This window comes from Streptomyces sp. NPDC005303, from assembly GCF_040607335.1.
Taxonomy (GTDB): domain Bacteria; phylum Actinomycetota; class Actinomycetes; order Streptomycetales; family Streptomycetaceae; genus Streptomyces.
The window spans coordinates 1-19027 of sequence record NZ_JBEXGM010000029.1 but is presented as its reverse complement, the minus strand read 5'-3'; the positions used below and the strand labels follow the sequence as shown (position 1 = coordinate 19027).

Annotated in this window: 14 protein-coding genes and 4 pseudogenes; 9 read left to right on the top strand and 9 right to left on the bottom strand. The window is 68.9% G+C overall.

All coding sequences use genetic code 11. From position 1 onward, the window contains the following. Window positions 1–409: 409 nt before the first annotated feature. The 3 genes from ABZT93_RS30990 (at window position 410) to ABZT93_RS30980 (ending at window position 7278) form a co-directional block, all read left to right on the top strand. Window positions 410–6616 (top strand): RHS repeat-associated core domain-containing protein, encoded by a 6207-nt coding sequence (locus tag ABZT93_RS30990; protein ID WP_356110927.1) that lies wholly within the window; start codon window positions 410–412, stop codon window positions 6614–6616. Between the two features lie 97 nt (window positions 6617–6713). After that, window positions 6714–6998: a hypothetical protein gene (locus tag ABZT93_RS30985; RefSeq protein WP_356110925.1), complete on the top strand. Its 285-nt coding sequence runs from the start codon at window positions 6714–6716 to the stop codon at window positions 6996–6998. A 133-nt stretch (window positions 6999–7131) separates the two neighbouring features. Beyond that, window positions 7132–7278 carry a hypothetical protein gene (locus ABZT93_RS30980; protein WP_356110924.1) on the top strand — a complete coding sequence of 49 codons (147 nt, stop codon included), beginning with the start codon at window positions 7132–7134 and terminating at the stop codon, window positions 7276–7278. Window positions 7279–7780: 502 nt separating this feature from the next. Here ABZT93_RS30980 and ABZT93_RS30975 read toward each other — a convergent pair. Both ABZT93_RS30975 and ABZT93_RS30970 read right to left on the bottom strand, forming a co-directional pair. Continuing rightward, window positions 7781–9541 carry a S8 family serine peptidase gene (locus tag ABZT93_RS30975; RefSeq protein ID WP_356111043.1) on the bottom strand — a complete coding sequence of 587 codons (1761 nt, stop codon included), beginning with the start codon at window positions 9539–9541 and terminating at the stop codon, window positions 7781–7783. Between the two features lie 420 nt (window positions 9542–9961). After that, window positions 9962–10345 carry a hypothetical protein gene (locus ABZT93_RS30970; RefSeq protein ID WP_356110922.1) on the bottom strand — a complete coding sequence of 128 codons (384 nt, stop codon included), beginning with the start codon at window positions 10343–10345 and terminating at the stop codon, window positions 9962–9964. Between the two features lie 263 nt (window positions 10346–10608). Here ABZT93_RS30970 and ABZT93_RS30965 point away from each other — a divergent pair, with 263 nt between their 5' ends. Next, window positions 10609–11151, top strand: coding sequence for an SUKH-4 family immunity protein (locus ABZT93_RS30965; RefSeq protein ID WP_356110920.1), 543 nt, complete (start codon window positions 10609–10611; stop codon window positions 11149–11151). 111 nt (window positions 11152–11262) lie between these two features. Here the strand turns inward: ABZT93_RS30965 and ABZT93_RS30960 are convergent, their stop codons facing one another. Further along, window positions 11263–11421, bottom strand: coding sequence for a hypothetical protein (locus ABZT93_RS30960; RefSeq protein ID WP_356110918.1), 159 nt, complete (start codon window positions 11419–11421; stop codon window positions 11263–11265). A 269-nt stretch (window positions 11422–11690) separates the two neighbouring features. On the opposite strand from ABZT93_RS30960, the gene ABZT93_RS30955 reads away from it, so the two are divergent. After that, window positions 11691–12218 (top strand): hypothetical protein, encoded by a 528-nt coding sequence (locus ABZT93_RS30955; RefSeq protein WP_356110917.1) that lies wholly within the window; start codon window positions 11691–11693, stop codon window positions 12216–12218. Between the two features lie 62 nt (window positions 12219–12280). On the opposite strand, the pseudogene ABZT93_RS30950 reads toward ABZT93_RS30955, so the two are convergent. Next, a pseudogene (locus ABZT93_RS30950) lies at window positions 12281–12550 on the bottom strand (transposase); the annotation flags it as partial. Between the two features lie 165 nt (window positions 12551–12715). On the opposite strand from ABZT93_RS30950, the gene ABZT93_RS30945 reads away from it, so the two are divergent. Together ABZT93_RS30945 and ABZT93_RS30940 are read left to right on the top strand one after the other, a co-directional pair. Beyond that, the gene (locus ABZT93_RS30945) at window positions 12716–13120 is read left to right on the top strand and encodes a type II toxin-antitoxin system PemK/MazF family toxin (protein WP_356110915.1); all 405 of its coding nucleotides are present in this window, start codon (window positions 12716–12718) and stop codon (window positions 13118–13120) included. 100 nt (window positions 13121–13220) lie between these two features. Continuing rightward, the gene (locus tag ABZT93_RS30940) at window positions 13221–13460 is read left to right on the top strand and encodes a hypothetical protein (RefSeq protein ID WP_356111053.1); all 240 of its coding nucleotides are present in this window, start codon (window positions 13221–13223) and stop codon (window positions 13458–13460) included. Window positions 13461–13544: 84 nt separating this feature from the next. On the opposite strand, the pseudogene ABZT93_RS30935 reads toward ABZT93_RS30940, so the two are convergent. Both ABZT93_RS30935 and ABZT93_RS30930 read right to left on the bottom strand, forming a co-directional pair. Then, window positions 13545–13717, bottom strand: a pseudogene (locus tag ABZT93_RS30935) (IS5/IS1182 family transposase); the annotation flags it as partial. 360 nt (window positions 13718–14077) lie between these two features. Next, entirely contained in the window at window positions 14078–14587 is a 510-nt protein-coding gene (locus ABZT93_RS30930; protein WP_356110913.1) for a hypothetical protein, read from the bottom strand. A 304-nt stretch (window positions 14588–14891) separates the two neighbouring features. Here ABZT93_RS30930 and ABZT93_RS30925 point away from each other — a divergent pair. Next, window positions 14892–15368: pseudogene (locus ABZT93_RS30925) on the top strand (transposase); the annotation flags it as partial. Here the strand turns inward: ABZT93_RS30925 and ABZT93_RS30920 are convergent. After that, window positions 15300–15629 carry a DUF6193 family natural product biosynthesis protein gene (locus tag ABZT93_RS30920; protein ID WP_356111041.1) on the bottom strand — a complete coding sequence of 110 codons (330 nt, stop codon included), beginning with the start codon at window positions 15627–15629 and terminating at the stop codon, window positions 15300–15302. The pseudogene ABZT93_RS30925 and the gene ABZT93_RS30920 sit on opposite strands and share 69 nt — an antisense overlap. 221 nt (window positions 15630–15850) lie before the next feature. On the opposite strand from ABZT93_RS30920, the gene ABZT93_RS30915 reads away from it, so the two are divergent. Further along, window positions 15851–16396 carry a hypothetical protein gene (locus tag ABZT93_RS30915; protein WP_356110912.1) on the top strand — a complete coding sequence of 182 codons (546 nt, stop codon included), beginning with the start codon at window positions 15851–15853 and terminating at the stop codon, window positions 16394–16396. Window positions 16397–16690: 294 nt separating this feature from the next. Here ABZT93_RS30915 and ABZT93_RS30910 read toward each other — a convergent pair. Then, window positions 16691–16987 (bottom strand): annotated as a pseudogene (locus tag ABZT93_RS30910) (winged helix-turn-helix domain-containing protein); the annotation flags it as partial. A gap of 213 nt (window positions 16988–17200) precedes the next feature. Then, complete coding sequence (locus ABZT93_RS30905) at window positions 17201–18856, bottom strand: hypothetical protein (protein WP_356110910.1); 1656 nt, start codon at window positions 18854–18856, stop codon at window positions 17201–17203. Window positions 18857–19027: the final 171 nt, after the last annotated feature.

Below are 19027 nucleotides of genomic sequence, written 5' to 3'. Positions count from 1 at the left end.
CCCACCTACAAAGCCAGAAGAGGGAACGCGACCTGAGTGCCAGTCATGTACGCCGCAAGGGTGAGCTGCCGTTCACCGGCGACGTGAAGAGACAAAGATCACTCTCTACGGCAGGGGAGCAGCCACGCCCGGCGATCACCTCAGCGATCTTCACGGGATGTACGCAGTCGGACGAGACCGTTCCCAGTTCCTGACCAAGAGTCAAGTTCTCGCCAAGTTAGTGAGCCTCGCATGCGCGTTAAGGAATCAAACAGTCCACTTCGCACGGTATCTGACGTCCCGTCTTGTCGTGTCCTCGACCTATGCTCACCTCTCGACCCATCACAGGGTCTTCACACGGAGGTTGAGAGTGCATCAGCACCTTCCCCCGTCGCCCACATGGCGGCGGGGGCTTTTTCGAAAAGTGGCCGTGCCCATAGCCGGTTCACTCGCCCTGGCTGTATCCGTCTCACTGCTCCAGGGAAGCGAGTCGGCCTTCGCAGCACCTCATGCCGCGGCGGCCAAGGCTGATCGGCACTGGGCGACGCAGGCGGCCGACCTGGCGTCGGCGCGGGTGGCCGCGCGGTTGTCGGGCAAGCGGGTCGAGGCGCTGTCGGAGCGTTCGGAGACGTCCACGACGTGGGTGAACCCGAACGGGTCGCTGACCACGGAGCTCGCGGCCGGCCCGGTGCGGTTCAAGCGCGGCGGACAGTGGACCGACGTGGACCTGGACCTGGCGGCTCGTGCCGACGGCACGGTCGCTCCCGCCGCTCACCCCGAGGGTCTGGTCCTGGGTGGCAAGGGCGGCAGCAGGCCGGCCTCGCTGAAGGCGGCGGGCAAGGCCGCGGCGCGCACCCTGGTAACTCTCGGGCAGGGCCAGGAGCAGGTCGAACTGCAATGGAAGGGCGGCCTGCCCACCCCCGTCCTGGACGGTCCGAAGGCGACCTACCGTGATGCGGTGCCCGGCGCGGACGTGGTCGTGGAGGCCACCCGGTCCGGGTTCGAGCAGTACGTGACCATCAAGCAGCGCCCTTCCGCGGGCGGTTACGCCTACACGATGCCGCTCAGGGCCAAGGGCCTCAAAGCTGCGCAGCAGGCCGACGGCAGTGTGGTGTTCACCGACGCCAAGTCGGGTAAGAAGCGTGCGGTGATGCCCGCTCCGGTGATGTGGGACGCCACCGTGGACCCGGTCTCCGGTGAGCACACCCACCGGGCGAAGGTCGCCTTGAAGGTCGTCCAGCACGGCTCCAGCATCGACCTGGTCTTCACCCCGGACGCCGCCTTCCTCACCGACAAGGCGACGAAGTTCCCGGTCACGGTGGACCCCTCCACCACGGCGCTGAGCAACGTCTTCGACACCTACGTGCAGCAGGGCGAGACGGTCGACTGGTCCGCGGACACCGAACTCGACTTCGGCAACCCCGGCACGAAGAACACCGACGGCAGCGCACGCACCGCCCGGTCGTTCATCACGTGGAACACCGCGCCGTTCGCCGACGCGCTGGTCTCCTCGGCGAAGCTGTCGCTGTGGGACTTCCACTCGGGCAACACCGACTGCAAGGCGTACCCGTGGGAGGTGTGGGACACCGCCAAGCCCTCGACCGCCTCGCGCTGGGCCGGGTCCGCGCAGCCCGCCTGGAATCAGAAGTTCGCTACGTCGACCGCGACGACCGGCAACCCGGGCTGCTCGACGCAGCCGGACGGCTGGATCAGCGCGGATGTGACCACGTTGGCGCAGACGTGGGCGTCGGCGAAGAACACGACGTCCAACATGGGTCTGCGGGCCACGGACGAGGCCTCGAGCATGCCGTGGAAGCGGGTCAACTCCGCGAACGCGGCGTCCAATCCGCCCAAGCTGTCGGTCACGTACAACTACCGTCCGCGTACCGGCACGGACCAGCAGGCGGGCCCGCCGTTCTTCAAGGACTCCAAGGGCGCCTGGTACGTCAACACCCTCACCCCCACCCTGCGGGACACCTTCGCCGACCCGAACAACGACAAGGTCCAGGGCTTCTTCCAGATAGCCGACAACGCCACGGGCACGCAGGTCGGCTCCAACCTCACCTCGGCGTTCGTGCCGGCCGGGCAGCCGGCGTCGGTGAAGGTGCCGGCGGGGCTGCTGGCCAACGGCAAGACGTACAAGTTCCGCACCACCCCCTACGACGGCACCAGCTACAACCTCGAGTGGTCCCCGTACGCAGTCTTCACCGTCGACACCTCCGCTCCCTCCGCCCCGGCGTCGGTGACCTCCACCGACTACCCCACCGACCAGTGGGTCAAGGGCGCGGGCCAGGCCGGCAAGTTCACCGTCACCCCGCCCTCCGGTGACCAGAACGGCATCGAGTGGTCGCTGGACGGCACCACCTGGACCAAGGTCGCCACCTCCGGCGTCAATCCGGTGACCTTCAGCGTCACCCCCGCCAAGGCCGGCACCAACACCCTCCAGGTACGGGCCACCGACAAGGCGGACAACAAGTCCGAAGCCGTGTCGTACACCTTCCACGTCGGCCCGGGCGGCGTCACCGCCCCCGACGACGGCACCCGCACCGCCGCCCGCGTCCCGCTCGCAGCGGAAGCCGACGCCGCCAAGTACGACAAGGTCACCTTCTCCTGGCGCCGCGGCGACGCCGACACCTGGACCCCCGTCCCGGCAGCCGACGTCACCAACGCCGGACAGCCGGTCGCCTCATGGCCCCTGGCCCTGACCGGCGGCAAGAGCCCGAAGCTCACCTGGAACGCCACCTCCACCGTGGACCCGGACGGCAGCGTGCAGGTGCGCGCCGACTTCACCGGCCCCAACAACGCGGCCACCTCGTCGGACCCGATCAGCGTGATCGTGGACCGCGCCGCCGACGGCGCGGCCACCGACAACATCGGGCCGGGTTCGGTGAACCTGCTCACCGGCGACTACGCCCTCTCCGGTACCGACGCGTCCTTCTACGGCATGACGGTGACCCGCACCGCTTCCTCCCGCACCCCGCAGGCCGGTGCGGCTCAGGAGGGTCAGGCGCCGATCTTCGGCAAGGAGTGGCTGTCCGGCACGGTCGCCGAGGCCGTCGACTCCGACTACACGCAGATCGTGAAGACCTCCGCCACCTCGCTGAACGTGGCGACCGTCGACGGCGGCACGATCAAGTTCACCTCCAACGCGGCCAAGACCGGCTGGGTGCCGGAGACCGGCTCCGAGGACCTCACCCTGAAGGGTTCCTTCACCTCCGGCGACTTCACCCTGTCCGACACCGACGGCACGGTGACCACCTTCTCCAAGGTGAACTCCGCGGCCACGGCGTGGACGGTGACCAGCTCGCTGGCCGACGGCCTGGCCAACTCCACCACCAAGGTCGTCTCCGAGGCCGTCACCGTCGGCGGCAAGACCCTGGCCCGCCCGAAGCGGGTCATTGCCGCGACCACCGCGACCACGCCGGCCGCGTGTGAGACCGACCCGTCGGTCAAGGGCTGCCGGGTGCTGGAGTTCGTCTACCCGACGACCACCACGGCCACCTCCAGCGCTTTCGGTAACTTCGCCGGCCAGGTGAGCCAGATCAAGCTGTGGTCCACCGCTCCCGGCGCCTCCGCCGCGACGGCCGTCGCTGTGGCCCAGTACGCCTACGACGACGCCGGCCGACTGCGCGAGCAGTGGGACCCGCGCGTCAGCCCCGCGCTGAAGACCGCCTACGCCTACGACAGCGCCGGACGCGTCAACACGCTTACGCCGCCCGGACAGCTGCCGTGGAGCTTCACCTACGGCAAGGCGGGCTCCAACCCGGCGACCGGCGACGGAATGCTGCTGAAGGTGTCCCGCGCCACCCTCACCCCCGGCAGCGCGAGCCAGACCAACGGCACCGCCACCAGCACCGTCGTCTACGGCGTCCCGGTCAGCGGCAGCAGCGCACCCGAGGACCTGGGCACGAGCGCGGTCGCCTCCTGGGGGCAGAGCGACCTGCCCACCGACGCCACCGCCGTCTTCCCCGCCGACCAGGTACCCGCCTCCAACGACGGGACCGGCCTGGCGTCCGGCGCATACACCCGCGCCACCCTGCACTACCTGAACGCCTCCGGCCGCGAAGTCGACACCGCCAACCCGGGCCACCACATCGCGGTGACCGAGTACGACCAGTTCGGCAACACCGTCCGCACCCTGACTGCGGCCAACCGCGAACTCGCCCTGGGCGCCACGCAGGCGCAGAAGGACGAGCTCACCGACCTGGGCATCAACGCCCTGTCCACCGGCGAGCGAGCCCAGTTGTTGTCCACCGCCTCGGTCTACGACGCCAATGGCGTCCGAGAGCTGGACAGCTACGGCCAGCTGCACCAGATCACCCTCGCGGCCGACCTGACCAGCGGTGCCACCACCCTGGCCGCTGCGGGAAGCCAGCTCATGGCCCGCCAGCACACGGTCAAGGAGTACGACAACGGCCGTCCCACCGACGGCACCGCCGTCGTGAAGGACCAGATCACCAAGCAGACCGTCGGCGCCCAGCCGCGCTCCTGGCCCGACCTCCTCGCCGACCCCCGCGCCGTCGCCACCGGCTTCGACTGGTCGATGGGTCTGCCCACCAGCGTGACCAGCGACCCCGGTGGCCTGGCGATCACGGCGACCACCAGCTACGACAACCAGGGCCGGGTCACCAAGACCGCCAAGCCCGCCTCGACCGGCGCCGACGCCGGAACCACCATCACCAGCTACTACACCGGCGACGGAACCGGCACCTGCGGCGGACGTCCGGAGTGGGCGGACGCCGTCTGCCAGACCGGCCCGGCCGCGGCCATCACCGGCGGCGGCTCCAACCCGACGCAGCTGCCCGTCAAGACCGTCCAGTACGGCGCGTTCGGACAGACCACCACGGTCATCGAGACCGCCAACGGCGTCACCCGCACCACCACCACCGACTACGACACCGCCGGCCGACCCACGACCGTCACCACCTCCGGCGGGCTTGGTGCGGCCGTCCCGGCCACCACCACGTCCTACGACGCCGCCACCGGCGAAGAGGTCAAGCAGACCTCCACCACCGGCGGCACCATCACCAAGTCGTACGACCAACTCGACCGGCAGATGTCCTACACCGACGCTGACGGCGCGACCACCACCACCAAGTACGACGCACTCGACAGGCCCACCGTCGTCTCCGACAGCGTGCCGTCGACCACCAACTACACCTACGACACCGGCATCGACCCCCGAGGCCTGGCCACCTCGGTCACCGACTCCGTCGCCGGCGCCTTCTCCACCCGCTACGACGCCGACGGCACCGTAGCGAGCCAGGGCCTGCCCGGCGGTTACACCATGGAGCAGGACCAGGACCCGGCCGGAACACCCGTCGCCCGCACCTACACCCGGGACAACGACGGCACCGTGCTGGTCTCCGACAGCATCACCGCCACGGTGCAGGGCCAGGTGGCCACCCATACCGGCACCCCCGGTGTGACGGCCTCCCAGTCCTACTCCTACGACAAGGTCGGCCGCCTCACCCAGGTGCAGGACACCGGTACCGACGCGGTCTGCACGACCCGCTCGTACACCTTCGACAAGAACAGCAACCGCAAGGCACTCGCGACCGCCGTCGCCGCGCCCAACGCCGTCTGCGCCACCACGGGCGGCACCACCGGCAGCTACGCCTACGACAGCGCCGACCGCCTGGTGAACACCGGCTACACCTACGACGCCTTCGGTCGCACCACCGCGCTGCCGGGCACCACGATGGCCTACTACGCCAACGACCTCGCCCAGCAGCAGACCGCCGGCGCCCAGCGCCAGACCTGGGCCCTGGACTCCAACCTCCGGTTCCGCTCCTGGACCACCGAGTCCAACGCCTCCGGCACCTGGACCCAGACCGGATCCAAGCTCAACCACTACGACTCCGACGGGGACAATCCGCGTTGGATCGTGGAGAACACCGCCACCGGGGCTCTGACGCGCAACGTCGACGGCCTCGACGGCAACCTCGCCGCCACCACCAGCAAGACCGGCGACACGGTCCTGCTGCTGGCGAATCTGCACGGCGACATCACGCTCGCCCTGCCGACCGACACCAGCCTGGCGCCGACCGTCCTCGACACCGACGAGTACGGCAACCCGCGCGCGGGCCAAGCGGCGACCCGCTACGAGTGGCTGGGCGATGAGCAGCGCTCTGCCGAAACCCTCACCGGCCTCACCCTGATGGGCGTCCGCCTGTACGACCCGACAGCCGGCCGGTTCCTCCAGGTCGACCCCGTCGCCGGCGGCAGCTGCAACAGCTACGACTACGTGTGCGGCGACCCGGTCAACATGGTCGACCTCGACGGAAGAATGGCCGCGATCGCCCTTGTCGGACTCGCCGTGGGCGGCGTGAGCGCCAGCACGGTACTTACGATCATCGGCGTCGGTGCCGTCCTGGCGATCATCGGCCTCATCTGGTGGTACGGCAAGAGCTGGGCGATCCACAAGGTCCAGGTCCTCTGGAAGGAAGCCAAGAAGTCCGGCAAGGCCAAGGGGAACGATGTCCCCGACTTCGCGAAGGGTCAGCGCAGGCACTCCGGTGAATCGCTGGATCACGCGACAGACCGGGTGATGAAGCACGGCGGCTATCGCCCGCCCTACAAGAAGGGGCCCGGCTCCATCTATAACAAGGTGAGGAAGTACCTGTCCCGCAACTAGTCGCGCCTACTGCGATCAGTTGCCCCGGGCGGCCGGTCCACCGACCGGCCGCCCGGGCCCACTTCTCGAAGAGGAAAAAGGAAAGGATGCGAAGATCGTGAGCGGACTCGCCAACGTCTACCTGCTCTGGCACGTGCACCACCAGGCCGAAGAGGACGGAGAGGTACGGCACTTCACCAACCCCGACGACTTCTGGTCCGACGAAGAAGCCGGAGACGATGTCAAACATCTCGGCACCTATTCGAGCCGCGAACGGGCACAGGAACGTATTGAACGCGCTCGGAGTCTCCCCGGATTCGCCGACGAGCCCAACTGCTTCTACATCGAGGAAGCAGTGATCGATGAGGACCACTGGACAGAGGGATACATCACGGAATCCTGAGGATCCTTGAGGACCTTGAGGACCTTGAGGACCTTGAGGACAGAGCATCGGGCGGGTCGGGAAGCGGACCGCAGAGCGGTCCAGGCGCCGGACACGCCAGCTTGCCATTCCAGGTTGCGGCCGCGGTGGTGAGATGAACACTTTGCCGTGGTCACAGACGGTGCGGCAGTGGTATCCCAGCCGTCAGGAACACCGGGTGATCTGGCGCGGCCCGTACGTCAAGGGGCCCGCGGACGCGCCGCTGATGATGGGGGAGAAGGTCTGCCTGGTCGACTCATGACGTACCCGGCGCGGGAGCGCTGGTTGGGGGCCTGGTCGAATCCGTGCGCGGAACTCGGTGCCTCCCTCCCTCGCATTCGGCCTCGCGCAGAGTCACTCGCGGCTGCCCAGCAGGAGTTGGTGCGCAAGGCGTAGGCCTGCCGCGGCGAGGCAGCCTCCGTGGTCCGGGCCGGGACGGCGGCCCGCCGCTCGAGCCGGCCGGCACTCTTCGGGGCGGTGTCCGCGCTGCCCGTACGGTCAACGCGGACACGGCCCTGCACCTGGTCAGGGAGCCGGCACAGTGGGCTGGACACCGGCTACAGGCCGTCCGCGGCCTTCCTGGAGGCCTCCGGAATGGTGGCCCCAACCGCGGCGTACACCGCCGCTGGGGCCCGTATGCCCTCTGCCGCCCGGCGGTTGGCAGCCCTGGCCGAACAGACCGCAGGCCGCCTTGTTCGCGCCCGCGTGTGGGGAGCTGTCGCCGGCGCTGTGCGTGCTGTACGCGGGCGTTGCCGGGCCCTGCGCTAGAAGGTCAGGTTCCAGGCGTCGATCTTGCCGGTGTCGGAGGCGGCGTTGTCGTTGACGCGCAGCTTCCAGGTGCCGTTCGCGACCTCCGAGGAGGCGTTCACGGTGTAGGTCTGTGCGATGTTGTCGGCGCTGCCGCCGGCGTGGTTGTGCAGCGTGTAGACGGTGCCGTCCGGCGCCACCAGGTCGACCTTCAGGTCACCGATGTAGGTGTGCTTGATGTCCACACCCACCTTGAGGGTGGCCGGGGCGTTGCCGGTCACTCCGGTTACGGCGATTGGGCTCTCCACGGTCGCGTTGTCGTTGATGGCGAAGTCCGCGAGGTTCTCGAAGTATTTGCCGGGCGGCGGGGTGGTCCCAACCGCCTTGAGGGCGTCGACCTGTCCTTCGCCGAAGAACGAGTTGTTGGCCGTCGTGCCCGTGCAGCGGCTGTCCGAGGGACAGGCGATGTCGTTGGCCTGCTCGGCCAGCTTGGTGCGGAGCTGCGCCGGGGTGATGCCCGGGTTGGCGCTGGCGATGAGTGCCGCCACGCCGACCACGTGCGGGGTGGCCATCGAGGTGCCGCTCTTGCTGCCGTAGCCGCCGCCGGGGACGGTGGAGTACACGTTGCTGCCAGGCGCCGCGACGTCGATGACGCCCTGACCGTAGTTGGAGAACGAGGCCTTGGTGACGCCCGTGCCGTTGGCGGCGACCGTGACCACGCCCGGCAGCTCGGTCGGGATGTCGAGGCAGGCATTGGTGATGGTGCGGGTGACCGGTGTCGAGTCGTTCGGGCTCGCGGAGTCGGTCGTCTTGTGTGCGAGGTCGTAGTTCTCGTTGCCCGCTGCGGCGATCTGGAGGGAGCCCTTGCTCTCGGCGTACTCCTGGGCGCGCTTGACGCCCTCGATGATGGCGGCCTGGTCGATGTTGTCCGGGCAGTTGAACTGCCACGGGTCCGTGTAATAGCTGTTGTTGGTGACCTTGAAGCCGTGGTCACCGGCCCAGACGAAGCCGCAGATGGTGTTCTCGGCGAAGAAGAAGGAGTTGCCCGGCTCGGCGACCCGGACCGCGGCGATCTTCACCCCGGGGGCCACGCCGACGACGCCCTTGCCGTTCTTGGCCGCGGCGATGGTGCCCGCTACGTGGGTCCCGTGCGTGTCGACGTCCCGCCACGCGCCGGCACGGGTGTCGGGCTTGCCGTAGGCGCAGGAGACCGAGTCGGCCGCGTCGAAGTTGGGCGCCAGGTCCTGGTGCTGGTCGTCCACACCGGTGTCCAGGATGCCGACCGTGACGGAGGCGGAGCCTGGGTTCACGGCCCAGGCCTGGTCGGCCTTGATCTGGCTCATGTCGGCGCGGACCGGCTCTCCGGCCGGGGTCGAGGCCTGAGCCGGATTGGCCGGGAGCGCCGGGTTGTAGGCCTCGGCCGGGACGTCCGAGGTACGCGTGGCGCCGACCTGCTGCACGCCGGTGACGCCGCGCATGGTGGCGGCGAATCCGCTGGACGCCGAGTGGGCGACGATCACGCCGATGGCGTCGAAGTTCGAGAAGACGGTGCCGCCGTTGTCCGTGATCGCCGAGCGGACCGCCGAACTGTCACCGGGGGCGGTGATCACCAGATAGGCACGTGTCCCGGCCACCCAGGCCGCACTCTGCGAAGCCGGCACGGCGGCCGGAGCGTGGGCCTTGGCGGCCGGCGCGGTGGAGGGGACGACGGGGAGCGTGCCCGCGAGGGCGCCCGGGGCGCCGAACGCGAGGGCGGCGCCGAGCGTGGCCGCCAGCACCAGCGTGCGTCTGGGTCGGCCGGCTATGTGGGGTATCAATGCGTCCTCCGGAGACGGCCCGGCCGTGCTGAGTTGGCACCGGCCGGATCGTACGAAACGAGTGGTGGATGCAAGATGTCAGGTGCATGCTCATGTGCGGAAGTACCTTTCCGTGCAGGGACCTTATAGAGGCATGGCTGAAAACAGACGTACTCCGGGCATCCGGGGGGTCGGGATCCAACGGGAGCTCGGCGACATCGACCGCGTCACCCTGGTGGCCGGCTGCGACTCGACGCGTTCCTGGACATCCCGGCAACCGTGCAGTCCAACCCGACAAACATGTCTGCCACCGCGCCATAAGGCGGTCGTCTGGAACGTCGACCAGGGATGCAGGACAACCTTTCAAAGCTGTCCAGCTAAGGACTTTGCCGCCTTGCGGGCTCAGAGGAAGATCAGCGGGACGCGCTTCTCGACGCAGATCCGCAGGACGCCGGCCAACTGGCGGGCGTCCTCGACGTGCCGGCGGAGGAGCGGGTCGCTGCTGCCCTGTGCCCAGTCATCGGCGATCGCCTCCAGCCGGGGCAGGATTACCCGGCAGGCGGCAGGCGTGAGGTCGCCGCCACCGTCATCAGGATGATCGAGCAGTGGCTCCAGCACGGTGGACACCTCGCTCCAGAGCCGATCGCCGCCGAAGCCCCGCATCTCGGAGAGCGTGAATCCCTCGGCATGAGCCAGGCGCCGCCGAAACGCGTCAAAGCCACCGTAGGACCAGGAGACATCCAGGCTGCTGTTGTCCCCATCGCCCGGGAAGAGAACCAACCCCATGTGCCCTCCCTGTCCTACATGCTGAGTCCACAGGATCGATGGGATCGGCCCTCCCCTGCAACTGAGATGATCTCGGCCGGAGCCCGTCGCAGACCTGGTGCGGACGTAGATCCAGTCCCGCCAGTAACTGCCCTAGCCAGCAGCAGAAGTTCACAGTGGCTCTTCCCCGGCCGCCGGCCCGGACTGTCGTCCCCGATAGGGTCACGTGTCTGTCAGCCCGGCTCGACAGGGTCCGCATCGCAGCCGGCCGCGAAAGGACTCTCATGCCAACGTTTGACGAACTCACTGCCTGGGCCGGCCCCGGGAACGTCACAAGGGCAGACTCGGCAGCCGTGTCGGGCTGGCAGATCCCCGACGAACAGAAGGCACTATTTGTTGATGTCGGGATCCCTGTCGTTGATCAGTTGATCGAGTGCGTACCGTTCCAGGCCGAGGCGGCTCCGGTACTCCAGACGTCAGCCGGCAAGTCGCTCTACCTCCTCACCCAGAATCACCATGGCCACCTCGTGCCGGGACTGCAATGGTCGTTCGGCGTCGAACCCGGTACAGGGACGGTCTACTACGTCCTTCCTCAAGGCGAGGCATGGTTCGCCAACTCCTCCGTCGACCTGTGGCTGCGGACTCTGCACCACTACGGCCTGCACGTCAGCGAATCCGAGATCCTCAGCGATCCGGATGACCGCGAGGACGAAGCCCTGGCCGAGCTCAGCATCCTCGCTGACGAACTCAAGAAGATCGATCCACCTGCCTTCGACGGCTGCCACGGGTTCATCTGGGCCGAGTTCCTCGACCGCTGGCTCTGGTAGTTGCATGAGGCCGCCACGGCCCCCAAGCGATCACTCACCGTGCCCACGCATCGAGCGGCTCGCGAATACGCGACACATCAACACGCGAGCTGCGCGGCCATCGTCGAGCGGCTAAACGGCGGCCGGGCCGATGACGCCGGGGCCGAACCTGTCCCGGACGTGGTCGAGGCTGCTCTGCATGGTGACCTGGCCAGTGCCGATGAGGTCCTCGTCCCTGAGGGCGAGGACGGCCGGCTTCCGCCGCAGCAGCGCTGTCTCCTGCCCACACATCCGGTGTCGTAGGGCACGGCGCTTCCGGGCAGACAGCCCTTGCGTCCTCACTTTCCGACGGACGCAAAGGGGAGGATCGCATGGTGGGTACCGGTCGCCAACGGACTACGGCGGTACGACTGGCCAGGTGGCGGCCGGGACCTGGCCGGGTCCGAGCCAGATCCCGCAGGCCACCAGGACCCCTTCGAAAGTGGCACAGCATCGACTGGGGCAGAGCCGGCACCATCACGGCGGTCGTCGCCGCTCTCGCAGGACTGCTCCTCACGGGTGTGTCCACGCTCTACGACGCGCTCGTCTCTCAGGGCGAGTTGGAGCAGGCGCACGAGGCGGCCGATGAGGAAACCCGGTCCCAGGCCCTGCGCGTGTCCTACTGGACGGAATACCCGACCCCTTTCGTCAAGCGCTTACATGTCATCAACAGTTCGCCCGATCCGGTGTCGGAAGCCGATCTGCTCCTGTCGCCCGCAGAAGCGGGGCCGGTTCATGTGCTGCAGCTCCCGGTCCTGGCGCCCTGCTCCGAAACGGTTGTGACGGAAAAGGGGTGGACCGACAAGGAAGGTCAGGGGCCGCCCTACGCGCCGGATGACCGGCCACCCGGCGTCGTCCGCTGGATGGTGTTCCGCGACCGGAACGGTGTCATCTGGAAACGGGACGCCGAAGGGCTCTCCCGCATGCCTGATGACTGGACCGTGAAGAGCGTGGGCCGTCGCGACGCCGCCTTGAACATCACGGGTGTCACCGAGGGCGAGCCCGGTGTCCTGCCGGTCAAACGTGCCCCGTCCTGCGGAGACGGCTGACACCCTGACACGCCCCGCTGTGGCACGTCACTTCACGGCTGGCCCGGTCCGCGGTGGACAGCCTGCACGTCGCCGGTCTCGTCGACCACCAGCACCGCCTCGTCGTCGTGCAGATGCTCCACCACGTAATCACCCACCTCGTCGCGGACCTGGTCGGCATCCCAATTCGCCCTCCCGAGCAGGTGCTGCATGTCGTCCGGGGGCCTGTCCCCGGCCCACTCGGCGATGGTCCAGCAGTTCTTGCGCGGCAGGTCCGACAACAGGCCGAGTACCAACTCCCGGGCCCGGCGTCGGGATTCGACCCGTGTGAAGCGTCCCCCTATCCGGCTCATTAGGCCCTCGAACGCCTCCTGCCAGCAGGCAGGGTCTACGCTATGACCTGCGGCCACCGCATGATCGTTTGCCTTCACACACCGATGATCAACGGCGCCGCACCCGTCTCCACACCGCGTCAGGTCGCGCAGCGTCTGCCTGCCGTCCTGTGTATCGGAGGGCTTGTGCAACGTGGCGAAGTCTGGTGGGTCCAGTTCGACGAGCGGAGGTTGGTCGTACTGCTGTCAGGAGACGAGGCGTCCGGGTTCCAGGTGATGCAGGTCGTCGCTCCGGCGGGCCTCGACATCAGCGGTGTGGGCATCGAAGTGACGGTCGGCGCCGGTGAAGGACTGCCGCTGGAAGGCGTGCTGCGGCTCGCGTTCCCGCGTCCAGGCTTCACCCCGTGCACGTGGCTGACCACCGTGTCCCGGGACGACCTGATAGAGCGGGCGGCCGTCCTGTCCTCCAGGAAGCTCAGCGAGATCGACGATGCCCTCCGACTCGCTGAACAAGCACAAGAGCGGACCCCGGCAACGACCGCGAAGCTCAGCGAGATAAGGGACGCCCTCCGTCGCGGTGAACTCGGGTAGACGGAGAAGGGGCCGACGCCCGCGACGACATGGGTGATCTCGGGCGAGATGATCCACGCTGGACACCTGCCGCCTCGACGCCCCTCACCATCGAGAGCGCGTGGGGGTGGTCTTCGCCCAGGTCGCGGATCTGGTCGGTGAGAAGTTCGGCGAAGGCGAATGCGGTTCCGGCGGTGTCCCCGGTACGCCCGGTCCAGTCGGCCAGGTTTTTGGTCTTGATGAGGTGGTGAATGTGGTCTTGGGCGGAGCCATCCTGGCCTGCTTCACCGAGGCTGCGGCCGGCGGTACGGCACCACGTGCGCGTCAGGGCGGTGCAGTTCGGCTTCCGCCTCTGCTGTGAGAGCGGGGGTGTTGGCGCGTAGGGCTTGGGCGCGTCGGGTGTCCCGTTCGACGGCGGGCCACGAGTCGAGCAGTGAGCGTTTCGGCGTTGCCGCTCCAGGGTGAGGACGGCTTGGCGATCGACGACATTCGGTTCGGGCTGCACCGGGCCTTGCGGAAGATCTGCCAGGACTTGAGTCGGATGATCCGGGGGGTGCGGGCCGCGGTCAGGTCGTGAGTGCGGCTGTGCAGGGCGGGCGAGATCCACAGCAGTCGTCCCGCCAGTACCTCAGAACGGTCTCGTACACGACCTCGAGCCGTTCCGCTGCGATGAGGGGGGCAACTCGAGTCCACCGAACTCGGGACAGTCCGGAGCCTCCATCAGACCCGCAGCGGTTCACCACGGACGACGACGCCGATCTGGTGGTGGCTGATGCTGAGCACATGTCCGGACAGCGTCGTGGGGTCCCGTGTCCTCGCCGCCTGTGTGATCGCTGGTCGGCGGGTGCGTGTCGAGCCGGCGTCGGCAGCGGCGGTCCAGGGGGTCCACGACCGTACGGGACACGCCGCTGACGAGATACACCCGGCGCCGCCCATCGTGTGAGGCGGCGCGCGACCCCAGCATCCGTCAATGCACCCTCAGTGCGAGGAACGGCAGGTGTTGCGGTGGGCGATGTCGAGGACGAAACGCTCGGGGCGGTGCAGCTGCTTCGTCGTGTAGGAGGGCCTGGTGTTGAACGCGGCGCCGAAGGTGACGACGCCCTCGAAGTCGCCGGTCAGTGCGAAGCCCTTGAGTTTCGGCAGATTCAGCTTGATCAGGCGCGGGCCCTTGTAGACGTTCCTGCCCGCGTTGTTGTGGGCTGCGGCTGGGGAGAGCTTGATCTCCAGGAAGTGCTTCCCGGCCAGCGGGACCTTCTTCCCCGAGCTGTCGTAGCGGAGTTCCTTGACACGCGTGACGGTGGTCGGCGGCAGTTTGCCCTTCACATCGATGACGACCCGGTCGAAGGAGCAGTGACCGGAGATCCTGGCGTTGACCACGAGACTCGTGGACGGTGCCGGGGATGCGGCGGCGGCAGAGGTCGACGCCGCGGTGCCGGCCAGGAGGAGTGCGCTCGCGGTGATGGCCGTGAGGCGATGGCGGGTGTACATGACGCCCCCTTATGAGACGTCGGGGACTGGTGGTCACAGTATGAGACATATGTGAGGGTCGTACGGTTGCACGCTTGGGCGAACGATTCTCATGTACTGGAGTGCGATCGCCTACCTCGACCGACCGCCTGATCCTGCAAGCGTGTGTGCTGGCGGCTGCATCAGGCATGCCGCCCGACTCGCAGTCCATCCGTCCCGCTGACACCGTCCCCGCCGCAACCAGGGGCTTCGACGCCGACAGAGAGGTCAAGGGTCGCAAGAGGTTCCTGGTCACTGGCGTCCTCGGCCTGCTCATTGCGTCCGCGTCGTCGCCGCGAGCGTCCAGGACCGCGACGGCGCCCGTCAACAGTTCTTGTGGGCCCGGCTCGACCACCCGCAGATCCAGAAGTTCTGGGCGGATCAGGGCTTCGCCGGCCGCCTGGTCGATCGGACTGCCCAGATCCCTGGCCGCGAGCTGGTCATCGTCCGCAAAGTCCCTGGCCAGCGTGGCTTCCAAGTCCCACCCAAGCGGTGGGCGATCGAGCGCACCTTCTCCTGGCTCACCGCCCACCGCCGCCTCGCCCGCGACTACGAGACCATTCCGGCCCGGTACGAGACCGTGATCCGCTGGGCGATGATCGGCATCATGGTCCGTCGACTCACCCGTGGCAGTCCGGCGACGCGGCCGGGCCTTACCGGCTCGTACGCACCGCAGCCGGACAAGCTACCTGACTCAGCTGAGCGGTTCGAGGACGTCGGGTGTGCCGTCCACGGCGGGACCGCAGCCTGCAGGAAGGTGTGAGGCTACGAGTTTGACTGCATCTTCGGCGGAGTCGGCTTCACCGACCTGTTCCTGTCCCGAGCCTTGCGGTCCATGCAGCTGCCGCACGCGAAATCGTCCACCGAAGAGGGGGAAGATCATGGGCAGGTCTTGCGACCAAGGGAAGCGGGTGCACCGGCTGAACTGCAGCGATCCATGGCTGACCAGGGGAAACAGAGCCCGGAGGGCAGGGTTTGCGTATGCCGCCTCTACAAGGGCCTTGTCGATGAGGCCCGCGTCCATCTCACGCACGACCTGCCACTTGGCTGCCACAGGGTCATCTGGCGCTGTCCCGAGTATGTCCTTCTCCGCCATGCTCGGACATTAGCCGACTCTGCAACCACTGGTTCTGAGAAGCTGTTGTCCTTCCGGGCTTGAGGGTCGTGTTTCCGCTGGTCAGGCGTAGGTTCGGCGGTCTCGGGGAGTGGTGACCTGTCGAGTTGTTGCTCTGGAGGAGGTCGGGGATGCCATCGGTCGTGGGGCTGCTGGAACAGCGTGAGCTCACCGCTCGCCGTCGTATGGACGGTCTGCGGGAGGAGGCCGACCGTATCCAGGCCGAGCTGGTCGTAGCGGAGCGGGAGTGGAACGAGTGGGTCATCGCCCGTTCACGCGTCGACGAGGTGCTGTCTCCGGGCGGAGGAAACGCCGCCGACCCGGATGCCGTCGAGGAGCCGTCGGATCGCGGTGAACCGCCGGTGCGGCCTGCGTCTTCGGAGGCGGCGAAACCGAAATCGGTGGTGCCGATGTGGCGTGCGGGGCTGGCCTGGTCGGCCCTGTCCGCGGACTACCAGCGGATCCGGCAGGCTCTCGCGGACCGGAACCGTCTCGGTCAAGGCCCGCTGACCTGCCAGGAGATGGCGGCCTACTTCGGTCTGGACCTGGTGCCCGCGCAGATCGAGGCGTTGCGGTCGAAGGCGAAGCGGCTGACAGCGCGCGGGTGGCTGGCCGAGCCGGCGCCGGGCCGGTTCACGATCGCGAAGAGCGTGGCCGGGCCAGGCGGCGGGTCATGAGCTGAGTCATCGACCAGTAGACCATCGCCTCCGCGCTGCTGGTGGACCGTTCGTAGTCCCGCACGAGGCGGCGGCTTCGCATCAGATGGGCGAAGAACCGCTCCACGATCCAGCGCTTGGGAAGCACGACGAAGCCCCACATGTCGTCGCTGCGCTTGACGAGAACAGTCGCGACGGGTGGTCGGGGTGGAAGCAGGAGACGCCGGCGATGGACACCCTGCCCCGACTGCCGCCACGGATCCCGCACCACCGGCCGCTGCCCGCGTAGTGCCCAGGTCCGGCCCTTCGGCGGCCTCAGCCCCTGACCTGCCTCGTCCTCGAAGCAGATTCAGGCGTTCCGGGCCGCCGCGGTGCTTTACCCGGGGCCACACCTCCCCCTTCCACGCCTGGACCGCCCCGTCGTCGCGCTCCAGCGCGCGGCGGGCCGAGACCTGCGCGGACCAGCCGTGCCGACGCATCAGCTTCCACGCCCCGCACCGTGTACCCGACGTGGAAGAGCCGGGCGATCAGCGTACGGATTCGACCCAGCGTCCAGCACTGGTCCTCCTCCCAGCCGTGCGCCGGCGGACCACGCCCGAGCTCCCGCTCCAGCCGCTCCCACCGCCCAAGGCTCGAGTTGGCCGTCCGGGACGGGGCCGCCGGTGAGGATGTCCCACTCGTCGCCGGGGTGTACTTGGACGGCGATGTGGATCGGGCCGTCGGGGCGGCTGCGGGTGCCGGGGAGCGGGGATCGGGCTGCGGAGGGTCTCGATGGCGGGAGTGAAGGGCCGGCACCGGGCGGCTCTCCTGCGCTGTCCCTGTGTGTCAGCGGACGAGCCGTCGGGCGTCCCAGACGAGGATGGAGGCGCTGCCCAGGTGCCAGGTGGCCAGGTACCGGCCGTCGGGCGAGGTCCGCACGTGGTGGGCGTCCTTGCCGCGGCGGTCCGGGGTGAACTCGCCGAGCAGTTCGCCGGTGTCGGTCCGGTGGATGCGGACGGTGTCCCCCGGGACGGCGAGCCAGCGGCCGCCATCGCCGAGGGCGAACCGGTGCGAGCCCGGGATGTGCAGGCGCTCCCGGCCGCCGGGCAGACCCAGGATCCGGACCCCGTCCAGGGTGACGGTGGCCAGCCAGCTGCCGTCGGGGGCGAAGGCCAGGCGGTAGACGGACCCCGGTGACGTGGGGAGTTCGGCCCGCAGTTTGCCGGAGACGGGATCCCACAGCTGGATCCGCCCGTTCTGGTCGCCGACGGCGACGGTCCGGCCGTCCGGGGAGCAGGCCATGGCGCCGACGAGGGCGCGGGGGTCCGACTTCTTCCCGAGCCGTCTGATCGCGTAGGTCGTGCTGTCGATGACCGCGGGGCGGGGCGAGGTGTTGGTGGCGACCCAGGCACCGCCTGGGTCGAGGGCGAGTTGGGTGGTCCAGCCGTCGACCGACCGCAGGTGCCGGCCGGTGGCGGCGTCCCACCAACGGGCGGCGTCGTAGTCCCCGGTGATGACCCGGCTGCCGTCCGGCGTGATCGCGCACACCTCGTGGATCCCCTCGGTCGGGCCCAGGACGTGCCGCACGCTCCGGTCGGCAACGTCGTGGATCCGGCTGGCCTTGTGGCCCGAGGCCGTCACCAGCCAGCTGCCGTCCGCCGCCAGGGCGACGTCCTTGACGTACGACGGGGACGGCAGCACGCCCACCAGGGCTGACGTCAGGTCGGTGGCGACGCGACCCGGGGCCTCCTCCTGCAGTTCCTGCCGGAGGAGGTCGGCCTCCGCCCGCAGGACGGCCTCGCCGGCCAGGGCGTCGAGCAGCAGCCCGGCCCGGAGAACCGGGTCCGGGCAGGCGCGGCGCTCCAGGCGGTGGGCGACGCGGTCCACGGCCCGGCGGGCCGCGTCGATCTCGGGGGTGTCGAACATCGCCAGGTCCGCGCGGAGTGCGGCCACGCCGCAGACCCTGACCTTCGCGGCCTGCCAGCGGGGGTTTTGGACCAGTCGTTCGGCGGCGGCGCGGTCGTGGGCGGCGATGTGCCAGGGCAGGTGGTGCCAGAGGTAGGTCTCGGCGACCGGCAGCTGCCACCAGTGGCCGCCCTCCGGCGGCAGGGTGACGGCCCGGGCGAGGACGCGGCGGTGCCCGGCGCGGATCTCCTCCGGGGTGCGGTGGGAGGAGATGAGGGCGTGCAGCCGTCCGGGGAACGTGATCCGCCGCAGTCCGTCGCCGCCCCGGGGCAGGGCGACGAGTCCCCGGCTTTCCATCATCGGCAGGACGGTCAGGGCGGGGCGCTCCGGCGTGACGTCCTCCCAGCCGACGGCCAGGTCCGACAGCAGGATTTCGACGTCCGGGGGGAGGGCGGTGAGCGCCAGGACCTCGTCCCGGAAGGTGTGGAGGTCGGCCAGCGCCTCCCCCTCCGGGCCGCCGCCCCACTCCGCCGCCCGGGCGGCCGCTGCGGCAGCTCGGGCCCGTTCGTACCGTTTCCCGCGCCGGAACCAGTCCATGTGCCGCCCCTCCCCACCTGACTGCCGGACAGTCAATCAGAGCTCTGCCCGGTGCACACCGCCGGACGGCCATGCCCTAGGGCCTGTCTGACAAATGATCACCCGGCTGGTTCGCGGAGCCAGAGGATGAGTGCTGCGAGGCGAAGTCCGGCGCGGTAGCGGTCTGCGAGC

Excerpts from the sequence above, each read along its gene's own strand:
- ABZT93_RS30965 (WP_356110920.1), top strand. The coding sequence starts at position 10,609 with ATGCCAACGTTTGACGAACTCACTGCCTGGGCCGGCCCCGGGAACGTC.
- ABZT93_RS30960 (WP_356110918.1), bottom strand. The coding sequence starts at position 11,421 with ATGTGTGGGCAGGAGACAGCGCTGCTGCGGCGGAAGCCGGCCGTCCTC.
- ABZT93_RS30980 (WP_356110924.1), top strand. The coding sequence starts at position 7,132 with ATGAACACTTTGCCGTGGTCACAGACGGTGCGGCAGTGGTATCCCAGC.
- ABZT93_RS30930 (WP_356110913.1), bottom strand. The coding sequence starts at position 14,587 with ATGTACACCCGCCATCGCCTCACGGCCATCACCGCGAGCGCACTCCTC.
- ABZT93_RS30970 (WP_356110922.1), bottom strand. The coding sequence starts at position 10,345 with ATGGGGTTGGTTCTCTTCCCGGGCGATGGGGACAACAGCAGCCTGGAT.
- ABZT93_RS30905 (WP_356110910.1), bottom strand. The coding sequence starts at position 18,856 with ATGGACTGGTTCCGGCGCGGGAAACGGTACGAACGGGCCCGAGCTGCC.
- ABZT93_RS30920 (WP_356111041.1), bottom strand. The coding sequence starts at position 15,629 with ATGGACGCGGGCCTCATCGACAAGGCCCTTGTAGAGGCGGCATACGCA.
- ABZT93_RS30915 (WP_356110912.1), top strand. The coding sequence starts at position 15,851 with ATGCCATCGGTCGTGGGGCTGCTGGAACAGCGTGAGCTCACCGCTCGC.